Genomic DNA, 12,019 nt, shown 5'->3' on the forward strand with positions numbered 1-12,019 from the left:
GGTGCCGGCTCAGCCGACGCGGCGATCGTGCCCCTCCCAGTGCGGCTCGCGAAGGGCGCGGCGGAAGACCTTGCCCACCGCCGTCTTCGGGATCTCCGCCACGACCTCGAGGAAGAGGGGCTTCTTGTAGTTGGCCAGGCCGGCGTCGCGACAGTGCTGCTGCAGTTCCTCCAGGGTGAGCGTCGCGTCCGGAAGCAGGGACACGCACGCCATCACCGCCTCCCCCCACTTCTCGTGGGGCACCCCCACGACGGCGACCTCGTTGACCGCGGGGTGGGCCGCGATGACGTCCTCGACCTCCCGCGGGTAGACGTTCAGCCCGCCGCTGATCAGCATGTCGTTCTTGCGGTCGACGATCGTGATGTACCCGTCGGCGTCCTGGGTCGCCAGGTCACCCATGCGGAACCATCCGTCGACGTAGACGGCGGCGGTCGCTTCCGGCTGGTTCCAGTAGGCCTGCGACACGGCGTCGCCGCGGACCATCAGCTCCCCGATCTCACCGACAGCGACCGGGTTGCCGTCCGGGTCGGCGATCCGCACATCGAAGAAGGGGTTCGGCCGGCCGCAGGAGCTCAGCCGCTCCGGGTGGCTCTTGAGCGCCTCGACGTGCTCGTCGGGGTACAGGATCGTGTTGTAGATCGTGCCGCCCTCCGTGGAGCCGTAGCCCTGGAGGAAGATCGGGCCGAACACGTCGATGGCCCTGCGCAGCACCGTCGGCGCAATGGGCGCACCCGAGTAGTAGATGCAGCGCAGGCTACTGAGGTCGCTCGACGCGGCAGCGGGATGGCTCGCCAGCGCATTGATGATCGCGGGCGCGAGGATCGTGTGGGTGATCCGCTCCTGTTCCACCAGCTCGAAGAACCGTTCCGGGTCGAACTGGGACATCATCACCGACCGGGCCCCCCGGAACAGGGCCGGGGAGGTGAGGATCCCGGACTGGTGCGACAGCGGACCGACATGGAGGAGGGCCGAATCCGGTCCGACCTCGCCCATGATGGTCGCCAGGATGTTTCGGTAGGTGTTCACCCAGTTGCGGTGGCTGTACACAGCACCCTTGTAGCGGCCGGTCGTGCCGGACGTGTGGAAGACGAGGTAGGGCTCGTCCTCCCCGAGGGGTTCGGGCTGGTACGGCTTGGCTTCGGCAACCAGCTGCTCGTAGTCGCCACTGTCCCGGAGACCGACGACGCGCATCTTCGGCACGGCGCCGGTGTCGACCAGTTGCTGCACCTGTGCCGTGAACTCCGGCCCGGTGATGACGACCGTCGGCGTCACGTCCTCGAGCACGAAGGTGAACTCCCGGGAAGAGTCCCGGGAGTTCAGGCGCCCGCGCACGGCGCCGATCATCGACACGGCGTTGTCGATCTCGACCCACTCGCTGCAGTTGTTCATCAGCGCCACGACGCGGTCCCCCGGCTGGACACCGAGCTCCACCAGCGCCCCGGCCAGCCGGCAGCTCCGGTCCCACATCTCCGTGTACGTGGTCGTCCCGCGGTCGTCGACCAGGGCCAGCCGGTCCTTGAACCGTTGCACTGCCGAGTAGACGAAGTCGTGCACCAGAACGGCCATGCGTTCTCCCTGAGATCGACCCTGCGATGTCGGTGGTCCGCGCAAGAAGCGACGCTAGGGGCACGAGCATGTTTCCGTCAACTGTCGAATCGGTTTCCGTCGCATGAGGCGGTAACCGAACGGCGGGTTGAGTTTCGTGCCTTGACGGGCGTTCGGGTCGGCGCCGTTCCTTCCGGCCATGCTCGTCGCCGGAGTCGCACTCGACCGGCGCTGCCGGGCAGGCCGCCGCCAGGGCGGGCTGCCGCACGCCAGGCTGCACACGCTGCGGCACTCAGGCAGCCTCACGCTCACCCGCGGTGTTCGCTGAAGCTGGACGTGATCCTCGGCCACACCTCGATCGCCATCACCGGCGACATCCACGGCCACGTCCCCCCCCCACGTCGCCCGATAGGTGTATTGCCCAGCAGCGTTGTTGACGGCGAGACGGCTGATGGGGGCTGTCCGCCGAGCGCGGTGTGGCTGCGGTGATGGTTGTAGGTGTGCAGCCAGCCGGCCGACGAATTGGGCGGCCTACATCCGTCCCTTCGACAGCTGTGCACGTAGTTGTAGCCAACCTGACGGCCGGCCAGCTGCTCGGTGCGGGTGTGGTTGTGCTGGGCCAAGCCTTTGCCGTGGACGCGCCAGCCACCACCGGGACGGATGACGGCGAGGTTCTTGACGTCGACGTGCACCAACTCGCCCGGGTGGGCGCGCTCGCAGCGGCGGAACAGCTCCCCGGTCGGCCGGTCCAACCAGGCCAGCCGGTGCATGCCGTGCCGGCTGCAGCACTGCGTGCACCGTCGACGGCGCCAGTCCAACCAGCGGCGCGATCCGGGCCGGCCCCAGCTTGCGCTGCGAGCGCAGCGCCAGCACCTGGGTCTCGAGCGCGGGCGGCGTCTTGCCTGGTACCCGGTGCGCGCGACTTGGCCGGTCCGACAGCCCGGCTGGTCTCTCGGCCCGTCAGCGGGCCAGCCACTTGTAGCCCCGCCGCCCGAGCGCGGCCGCGGTTGCAGCAACGAACTGCGGCATTCGACTGGTAGCGGCCGAGCGACAGCGAGGAACCGCTCTTCCTGTCGCCGTGTGCACTGAGGCACGCGGAGGGCACGGCCGGGGCTCGACTTGGCGCCGACCAGCAAAGATGGCGCTCCGGCTCCCAAGCCTTCCAAGCTGGCCATGCCGGCCCGATCCCGGTCACCCACTCCAGGTACTGGCCAGCCCGTATGCCCGTCTGTCCAGCTCAGCCGGCTATTGGCGCTGCCTTCGTGCCTCAGTCTTGCCGCCCCGGTTGGCCCGGGACCACCGGACCTGTCCGGTGCTTGTGGCACGGTTGAGGCACGAGCTCGATGGGCCCAAGTCTGACGACATAACCGGAACCCATTTCCAGACAACCATCCGAACCGCAGTTCCACGAGGTGCTCCGATCGCACGTTCACCAGCTGGCCCGGCTCAGCGGGCCCGGACAGCGGCAGTGCTCAGAAGGGATCGGGCGGGGTGCCGAGCACTTGGACGGGCACGGCACCCATGGCCGAAGCCGCGGCGCCATCAGCGCACGCCTTGCGCCGGGCTTGCCGGCGGCGGACCACAATCGCCGCGAGGGTCGCTCCGGCCACCACGACCCCGAAGGCCAGGCTGGCGAAGGCCAGAGTGAGCGCGGTGGCGGCCGCCCCGGTGACGCCGATGCCGAGCAGTGTGAGCAGTGGTGCGGCGCAGCAGACGGCACAGGCGGCCGCACCGGCACCGATCAGGCCGCCGCGGAACCGAGGGCCGCGATTGCGGGTGACGCCCACGGGGCTGGGGGTGGTCACGTGTCGCTCCGTCCAGCGACCCGCTCGCCCCTTGGTCACCGAGGCGTCGTCGGTCTTACCCGCGCGGCGAGCCACGACCGCGGGCAGCTCGTCGAGGTCGTAGAGGTTGCCCTCGGGTGTACCCCAGCGGGACGGCCGTTGCCGTGCTGATCACGGGAAACGATCTCCTAGAACAGGCGATCCGACGATGGCTCCGTCGCTACGGGGCTCGCGAAGTCGGGGCCTGCGATCGGCTGACGTCACCGGCCAGTTCACACCGTGTCCCATCAGCGTTGAGCGGGTCAGCAGGGGGCCGGCGAGGACTCGATGGAGCAGGTCCTGCTGGGCCGGTTCGGCGTCGACCAGGCGCGCAAGCAAGGTCAGGAGATCTGTGGACTCGGCGGACCACTCGGCTGGCCAGGCGTTGAGGTGGAGGCCATCCAAGGGGCTGCTCTTCTTGCCGCCGGGGGCGGTCTTCCGGTAGTGCAGCAGCGGGACGCGGCCCCGCCGATCGACTAGCCGGCAGGGATGCCGAGAACGCGGGATACCCGGTTCAGCGCCGTCAGGTCGTGCCGGTGGCCCAGGCCCTGCTCGATGCGCTGGCAAGTCATGATCGGCACACCCGCCAGCTCGGCCAGCTGCTGCAGGGACAGGCCGCGGGCCAAGCGCAGTACCCGCAGCGGAGGCCGGGCCGGGTCGACGTCGTACAGAACGACCGGGTCAACCCCGAGGGCAGCCGCCAGCCGCGGCACGTACCGCGCCTGTGGCGCATGCGCGCCCCGCTCCCAGTCCCGGATCCGGTCGGCCGAGCGCACGCCAGCCGTCTGGGCGAGGTCTTCGCGGGTCAACCCGGCGGCGAGCCGAGCGTGCCGCAGCCGGTCGCTGGAGAAGTGCCCCACCGGCGCATCTTCGCATCGGCCGTGAGTTCGTCACCACCGGTTCGTCGCAGTCCTCGATCTCGATGACGCCGCGCCGGGTAGCTCCAGCGCTCCCGATGGTGGCACGGCCTGCGAGTCCCCGACCGCTCGGTAGCACCGCTCAAGTCACCTCAACAGCCCGTGCGCCACTCGGGCGGCTCCGGCTCCGGCTGCGGCCGTCAGGAAGTCAGCGTCGCGACCGGCTTCGCGGCAGCGGGCGACGGCCGGTCGGCCGCCTTCATCAGCCGCCGAACCTCGGCGGTGTCCAGCTCCAGTAGCCCGGCCGCCCGCTCGGCCGGCACGCCCTCGGCGAGCAACGTGCGCAGCGTCTCGCCGAGCGCCGCCGTCGCCGCCGCCAAGGCTTGCTCGGCCTCGCTTCGCGCCTCCAGGGCCACCAGCGCCTCCGCTGTCGCCTGCTCGATCCGACGGTCGTGTTCATCGCGGGCGGCGTCCAGCGCCCGTCGTCGCTCCCGCGCCTTCGTCAGCGCCGCCGCCTGCCGACTCACTGTTCTGGCCACCGCTTCCTCCGCTCGTCCAGCAGACCGACCGCCGGATCATCACACGGCCTCATGACACGGCTCTCGACCCGAGCGTCACCCCCAGCAGCCCGGCACCGCAGCAGGCGTCACCCCGCCCCCTCCGACCTGACACACCTCATGCATCACGGCCCGAACCGCCCCTCTCGATGCTCCGAGGGGCCGGACCATGGCATAGGTGCTCGCGACTCTCGGGTCGTGATGACGCTGCACAAGCTCACTGCGGGGGACGGATACACGTATCTGACCCGCCAGGTGGCTGCGCACGACGCCACGACCCGAGGCTTCGACAACCTGGGCGCGTACTACAGCGAGAAGGGCGAGGCTCCGGGCGTCTGGATGGGACGCGGGCTTGCCGCCGTGCCCGATTTTCCGGTGGGTGATCGGGTCACCGAGGCGCAGATGGTCGCGTTGTTCGGGGAGGGGCGGCACCCGAACGCCGACCAGATCGAGCGCGACGCGCAGCTGGCCGGGAAGAACCCGCAGCAGGTCGATCAGGCCAGCCGCCTGGGCGCGCCCTACCGCATTCACGAGCAGGCCAACATGTTCCACCGTCGCTCGGCAGGGGCGTTCCGCGACCGCAACACCGCGCTCGGCCTGTCCGCCGACACCCCCATGCCGGCCGAGGAACGAGCCCGCATCCGCACCGAGCTGGCCTCGGCGATGTTCGCCGAGACCTACGGCCGTCCGCCGGCCGACGCCCGTGAGCTGTCCGGTCATCTGGCCCGCATCTCCCGGCAGGCCACCACCGCGGTCGCCGGGTACGACCTGGCGTTCAGTCCGGTCAAGAGCGTCTCCACACTGTGGGCGATCGCTCCACCAGAAGTCGCAGCCGTCATCGAGCAGGCGCACGCCGACGCGGTGGCAGACACCCTGACCTGGTTGGAGGACCACGCCGCCTACACCCGCACGGGCCGAAACGGAGTGGCGCAGGTGGAGGTGCGCGGGCTGATCGCGGCGGCGTTCACCCACCGCGACTCGCGCGCCGGCGACCCGGATCTGCACACCCACGTGGCCGTCAGCAACAAGGTGCAGACCCGCGACGGGCGGTGGCTGGCGCTGGACGGTCGGCTGCTATACAAGAACAACGTCACGGCCTCCGAGCGGTACAACACCCGCCTGCAGGCCCTGCTCACCGAGCGGCTCGGCGTCCGCTTCGCCGACCGCCCCGGCGCCGATCCGAGCAAGCGGACGGTGCGGGAGATCGTCGGTGTAGACGGCGAGCTGCCCAGGCTTTGGTCCTCGCGGCGAGCGTCGATCGATACCCGCCGCGCGGCGCTGTCGGCACAGTTCCAGGCCGACCACGGGCGGCCGCCGACGCCGAAGGAGGCCGTGTCGCTGGCGCAGCGGGCCAACCTGGAGACCCGGCAGCGCAAGCACCAGCCCCGCTCCTACGTCGAGCAGCGCGCCGCCTGGCGCACCGAGGCGCTGGCGGTGCTGGGCGGGGAGAGCGGCCTGCGTGACTACCTCCACGAGGCACTCGCCCCCCGCCGCGGACCCCTGCCGAAGCTCCCGACGGATAGGTGGGTCGACCAGACCGCCGCTCACGTGCTGTCGGCGGTGCAGAGCTCGCGCGCTACCTGGCAGGTGAACCACGTCCGCGCCGAAGCGGAGCGGCAGGCCCGCGCCGCCGCGATCCGGCTGACCGACCTCGACCGAGCTGTCGACGCCGTCGTCGACAGAGCGCTGTCGCTGTCGACGCCGATGGGCAGCCGCGAACCGGTGACCGAACCCCCGGCGCTGCGCCGCTCGGACGGCAGCTCCGTCTACACCGTGGCCGGCTCGACGCTGTACACCTCGACCGCGATCCTCGCCGCCGAGCGCACCATCCTCGCCGCGGCCGGACGCCGCGACGGACGCGTGCTGCCGACGGCGGCCGTCGACGTCGCGCTGCTGGAGTCCACCGCCAACCGGGTCGAGCTCAACCCCGGCCAGGTTCAGCTCGTCCGCGAGCTGGCCACCTCCGGCACCCGGGTACAACTGGCACTGGCCCCGGCAGGCACCGGCAAGACCACCGCCCTGCGTGCGCTGTCCGCGGCATGGCGGGCTGACGGCGGGAACGTCGTCGGCCTGGCTCCCTCGGCGGCGGCGGCCGCGGTGCTGGGTGAAGAAGTCGGCACCGACACCGACACCCTCGCAAAGCTGATCCACGCACTGGCCCCCGGCAACGCCGTCCCGCCGTGGGTCGAGCGCATCGGCCCGGACAGCCTCGTGGTCGTCGACGAGGCCGGCATGGCCAGCACTCCCGACCTGGCCCGGGCGATCGCGTTCGTCACCGAGGCCGGCGGGTCGGTCCGGCTGATCGGCGACGACCAGCAGCTGGCCGCGATCGGCGCCGGCGGAGTGCTGCGCGACATCATCGCCACCCACGGCGCCGTCACCCTCTCGCAGGTACTGCGCTTCACCGACCCCGAAACCGGCGCCCCGGACCACTCCGAAGGCGCCGCGTCCCTGGCGCTGCGCGACGGCGACCCGGCCGCCCTTGCCTACTACATCGATCACGGACGGGTGCACGTCGGCGACCTGGCCACGGTCACCGACGACGCCTACACCGCCTGGTCGGCCGACCGAGCCGCCGGGCGCGACGCCATCATGCTGGCGCCCACCCGCGAGCTGGTCGCCGAACTCAACACCCGCGCCCGCCGCGACCGCCTCGCCCAGCAGAACGGCCCGGTCGGACCCCAGGTCACCCTCGCCGACGCCTCACAAGCCTCCGCCGGCGAAGCGGTCATTACCCGCCGCAACGACCGCGCCCTTCGGATCAGCGCCACCGACTGGGTCAAGAACGGCGACCGGTTCACGGTCACTGCCGTCCGCGACACCGGCGCCCTCGACGTCGTCCACCAGCGAACCGGACGGCGCCTCACCCTGCCTGCCGACTACGTCGCCGACCGCGTCAGCCTCGGCTACGCCACCACCGTGCACGGCGCACAAGGCCTCACCGCCGACACCTGCTACACCGTCGCCACCGGTGAGGAGTCCCGCCAGCTGCTCTACGTCGCCCTGACCCGCGGCCGGCACGCCAACCACCTCTTCCTCACCACCGCCGGCAACGGCGACCCGCACAGCGTGATCACCCGCGACGCGCTGCTGCCGCCCACCGCCGTCGACGTCCTGACTCGTGTGCTCGCTCGCGACGGCGCCCCGAGCTCGGCGACCGGCCAGGCCCGCGCGCTGGCCGATCCCGCCGCTCTCCTCGCCTGCGCCGCAGATCGGTACTACGACGCGCTTAACACCGCCGCGGAGGACCGCCTAGGCCTGGCGGCGCTCGAGGCCGTCGACGCCGCCGCCGACGCCGCGGTGCCGGGCCTGACCACGCAGGCTGCCTACCCCGTCCTGCGCGCGCACCTGGCGCTGTGCGCCGTTGCCGGTCGCGATCCCGCCGGCGTCCTCCGGCAGGCACTGGCCTCGGATCGACGTCTGGACGACGCCCATGATGTGGCCGCGGTCCTGGACTGGCGTATCGACCCCACCGGCCGCCACTCTGCCGGGACCGGCCCCCTGCCGTGGCTGCCCGCCCTTCCGAAGACGCTGGGCGACGACCTCGAGTGGGGCGACTACCTCGCCAACTCCGCCGACCAGGTCAGCTCACCGGCCGCTGACGTCGCCTCCCGTGCACGCGCCTGGACCCCGACCAGCGCCCCAGTGTGGGCGCTTCCGCTCATCGACCGCGATCCCCAGCTGGTCGCCGACCTCGCCGTCTGGCGCACCGCCCACGGCGTTGACGACGCCGACCGCCGTCCCACCGGCCCGGCGCTGCCGCGCGCCGCGGACGCCCGAACCCAGCGGGCGCTTGACGACCGCGTCACGCGGCTGCTCGGCGATGGACGCACGCTCACCGCACGCTGGGCACCGCTCGTCGACAGCATCGACCCACGCATCGCCGGCGATCCCTACTGGCCAGTCTTGGCCGAGCGGCTCGCCGCCGCCGACCGCGCCGGCATCGACATCACCGCCCTTACCCGCGCCGTCGCGGCCGAACATCCCCTGCCGGACGAGCAGCCCGCCGCGGCGCTGTGGTGGCGACTGTGCGGGCACCTCTCCCCCGCCGCGATGACCGCCACCGGTGCCTCCGCTTCCGAGACGCTGCGCCCGGACTGGACCCCGGTCCTGGCCGACATCGTCGGCCCTGCCGCCGCCGAGCGTGTTGTCGCCGACCCTGCCTGGCCCGCGCTGGTCGCCGCCGTCACCGCCGCCCGCCGCGCCGGCTGGCAGCCCGACCAGGTGCTGTCCACGGCCCATGACCTGCTGCGCGCCGGTCATCCCGACGACGACCAACTGCGCCCTGACGAGCTTGCCACCGCCCTGGTCTGGCGCGTCGGCGTGCTCACCGACCCGGCGTCCGCCGCACGCGCCCACGCGCCGACGCCGCCGGCCGACCTCGAGCAGCTGCCCATTGCGGACGGAGTTGCCGACGACGACTGGCTGGCCGGCCTGGTTGAGCCCGACGACGCCGAACTTTTCCATGAGGATCTGGACGGCGACGACGCGGCCGCTGACGAGCACCCCGTCGCTACAGAACGCGACCGCCGGGCCGCCGACACGAGTCACCGAGCCGCAGCCGACCGGGCTGACGAAGAGGGAGTTCGCTTTGACCGGAACCGTCTCTTGGAGCTCAACCAGCAGGCCGCCGACTTCTTCAGCGCCAGATACCGCGAATCCTGGGCACCCGCCTACCTCACCGACCGGCTCGGCACCGATCTGACGGGAGAGGACCGGTTCACCGTCGGCTACGCCCCCGACAGCTGGACCGCGCTAACCAGTCACCTGCGCCGCCTCGGCGCCACCGACGCCGAGATCGTCGCCGCCGGCCTCGGCATCTACGCCTCCACCGGCCGGGTCATCGACCGCTTCCGCGACCGGCTCGTCTTCGCCATCCGCGACGGCGCGGAGATCCACGGCTGGATCGGCCGCCGCAATCCTGACCACGACCAGGACGGAGGCCACGCCGTCCCCAAGTACCTCAACACGCCCGAGACCTACCTGTTCACCAAGGGCCACGAGCTGTACGGCCTGACTGAAGGGGCCGCCGCGCTGGCCACCGGCGCCGTCCCGGTCATCGTTGAGGGTCCCCTCGACGCGCTGGCAGTCACCCTCGCCAGCGAGGGCGACTACGTCGGCATCGCCCCACTGGGCACCGCCTTCACCGACGCACAGGCCGAGGCGCTTCGCCCATTCCGCGGCGACGGAAAGCCCGGCGTCATCGTCGCCACGGACGCCGACCGGGCCGGACAGCAGGCCGCCCAGCGCATCTTCTGGCAGCTCACCGCCCGTGGCGACGACCCCCGCAGCCTCGCCATCCAGAGTGGCAAAGACCCTGCCGAGCTGCTGCAGACAGCCGGACCACCCGCTCTGCGTCAGGCCCTCGCGGCCTCCCCCAGCCTGGCCAGCGCGCTCATCGACGCCCGCGTCGCCGTCTACGCCGACCGGCTGGACACCGTCGAAGGCCAAGTGCACGCCGTCCGCCGCGCCGCGAAGGTCATCGCCGCCGTCCCGTCAACCAGTTGGCCGGCGCACCTCACTCGAGTGGTGGCCAGCACCGGCATCGCGCCCGACATCGCGCTGTCGGAAGTCTTCAACGCCGCTCGAGCTCGGACAGAGGGTGCGCACGTGCCGGCACGGACACTGATCGCTGGCCAGCTGTCCGAGCTGGCCACTGACGCGAGGATGGAACCCTCCGCGCCCGTGAAGTCCGCCGCGGAGGCAGCGTCGGGGACGCTGACCGATAGCGCGCACGCAGCCGAGCGGGCTGCATCCGCGGGCCGACATCCTCGCGTCCCAGCTCGGCCGCGGGCACGCCAACGGATGTGACACCTGAGCATTCCGACAGTTCTAGGCCATCTCGGATGCGGGCGACGCCACGCCTCCCATTGGCTTCCGCAGCCTCTCTTCCATGGATTTCGGCTTTCCCGCTTGACTGGGACCGCACGATGCATGGGTGAAACGGGACGCCCAGGTGCTGCACGACAAGGCGATCTCCTCGATCACCGTGGCCACGACGGCGTTTAACTCACCGAGTGACGTGGGGCGGGTGACGCAGGTCCTCCTGAGCCTCCAGCACTCGTTCGAGATGCTTCTGAAGTCTGCCCTGGTGCAGAACGGCGCAAAGGTCTTCGACAAGCGGACCGGGCGTTCGATCGGGTTCGAGTCATGCCTTAGCCAGGCGGAAGGGCATGCAGCCATCAAGCTGACCGCCGAGGACGCGGGCACCCTTCGTGCAATCGACGCGATGAGGGATGACGAACAGCACTGGTTCAACGAGGTCAGCGAGCAGATTCTCTACCGGTACGCCCGAGCCGGCGTAACGATCTTCGACGAGGTCCTCGATCGAGTCTTCCGAGAGCAGTTGGCCAGCTTTCTGCCTACACGCGTGCTGCCCATCTCGACCGACGCACCGAAGGAGCTGACGCTGCTCCTGGACGAGGAGTTCAGCCAGATCGCCGCGCTCCTCAAGCCCGGCCGCCGGGCGCGCGAGCGGGCCCGAGCCCGAATCCGCACGCTCCTGGCGATGGAGGCTCACAATGACGAGGACACGCGCGTGTCTAGCCGGGACGTGGATCGGGTGGAGAAGGGCATCCGCCTGAAGAAGAGCCGCGCCGAGGTCTTTCCCAAGCTTGAGGGACTCGGGACCTCGGTGGAGGGCGCAGGCATCAATGTGACAGTGCACTTCACCAAGACCCACGGCGCACCGGTGCGCTACTTGGCTGACGAGGCCCAGGAGGCTGCCGGAATCCGCGAGGTCGACCTTCAGAAGAAGTTCCATCGCACCGCCACGAAACTGGCGGAAGATCTCGGACTCACCGGCCCCAAGAGTGCCGCGCTGCGTGTGCACCTGGCCGTTGACAAGGACACCAAGTGCTTCCACGACTTCGTCTTCGGCCAATCGAAGCATCGTGCGTACTCCGACAACGCGTTCACCCGGATGCGGGAGGCGAAGAAGACGGCCGACATGAAAACCATCTGGCAAGCTCATCACCCCCGTGCAAGCAAGAAGGACGAGACGTGCTCGGTGGCGGGCTGCCTGGCTGGCAGACCGTGACGAGACGGCCCTCCGCCGACACCACGGAGGCTAACCGTCGTCGGACGGGGTGGACCTTCGTCACTCAAGGTCTCCTACCGGTCGCCCGCACCGGCCCGCCGGCCGCCTGCGGGCAAGTGTGGGGCCAGAAGCCAGGCTCACGGGGTCGGCCCCACCAGGCGTCCGAGAGTCGGCGCGGCCAACGCTGAACAGCGTGGT

The 12,019-nt window shown here is 70.9% G+C and carries 7 protein-coding genes; 2 read left to right on the forward strand and 5 right to left on the reverse strand.

Annotation, left to right across the window (positions count from 1 at the left end):
• Nucleotides 1-9: 9 nt before the first annotated feature.
• From E4P38_RS00775 to E4P38_RS23705, 5 genes are all read right to left on the reverse strand, one after another.
• The gene (locus E4P38_RS00775) at nucleotides 10-1,566 is read right to left on the reverse strand and encodes an AMP-binding protein (RefSeq protein WP_135129812.1); all 1,557 of its coding nucleotides are present in this window, start codon (nucleotides 1,564-1,566) and stop codon (nucleotides 10-12) included.
• A gap of 287 nt (nucleotides 1,567-1,853) precedes the next feature.
• Nucleotides 1,854-2,315, reverse strand: coding sequence for a hypothetical protein (locus tag E4P38_RS00780; protein ID WP_135129813.1), 462 nt, complete (start codon nucleotides 2,313-2,315; stop codon nucleotides 1,854-1,856).
• A 702-nt stretch (nucleotides 2,316-3,017) separates the two neighbouring features.
• Nucleotides 3,018-3,350, reverse strand: a complete 333-nt coding sequence (locus E4P38_RS00785) for a hypothetical protein (protein WP_135129814.1) — start codon at nucleotides 3,348-3,350, stop codon at nucleotides 3,018-3,020.
• Nucleotides 3,351-3,844: 494 nt separating this feature from the next.
• Entirely contained in the window at nucleotides 3,845-4,228 is a 384-nt protein-coding gene (locus tag E4P38_RS00790) for a helix-turn-helix domain-containing protein (protein WP_135129815.1), read from the reverse strand.
• A 197-nt stretch (nucleotides 4,229-4,425) separates the two neighbouring features.
• On the reverse strand, nucleotides 4,426-4,764 hold the full coding sequence (locus E4P38_RS23705) for a hypothetical protein (protein WP_135129816.1): 339 nt from the start codon (nucleotides 4,762-4,764) through the stop codon (nucleotides 4,426-4,428).
• A 219-nt stretch (nucleotides 4,765-4,983) separates the two neighbouring features.
• Here E4P38_RS23705 and mobF point away from each other — a divergent pair, with 219 nt between their 5' ends.
• Together mobF and E4P38_RS00805 are read left to right on the forward strand one after the other, a co-directional pair.
• Nucleotides 4,984-10,593 (forward strand): MobF family relaxase, encoded by a 5,610-nt coding sequence (gene mobF / locus E4P38_RS00800; RefSeq protein WP_245160738.1) that lies wholly within the window; start codon nucleotides 4,984-4,986, stop codon nucleotides 10,591-10,593.
• A 127-nt stretch (nucleotides 10,594-10,720) separates the two neighbouring features.
• The gene (locus tag E4P38_RS00805) at nucleotides 10,721-11,821 is read left to right on the forward strand and encodes a DUF3644 domain-containing protein (RefSeq protein ID WP_209308857.1); all 1,101 of its coding nucleotides are present in this window, start codon (nucleotides 10,721-10,723) and stop codon (nucleotides 11,819-11,821) included.
• The last annotated feature ends 198 nt before the right edge of the window (nucleotides 11,822-12,019 follow it).

This window comes from Blastococcus sp. CT_GayMR16, assembly GCF_004570875.1.
Taxonomy (GTDB): domain Bacteria; phylum Actinomycetota; class Actinomycetes; order Mycobacteriales; family Geodermatophilaceae; genus Blastococcus_B.

What these genes read in the sequence shown, in the direction of transcription:
- E4P38_RS00775 (WP_135129812.1), bottom strand. Translation starts at nt 1,566, where the DNA reads ATGGCCGTTCTGGTGCACGACTTCGTCTACTCGGCAGTGCAACGGTTC.
- mobF (WP_245160738.1), top strand. Translation starts at nt 4,984, where the DNA reads ATGACGCTGCACAAGCTCACTGCGGGGGACGGATACACGTATCTGACC.
- E4P38_RS00780 (WP_135129813.1), bottom strand. Translation starts at nt 2,315, where the DNA reads ATGCACCGGCTGGCCTGGTTGGACCGGCCGACCGGGGAGCTGTTCCGC.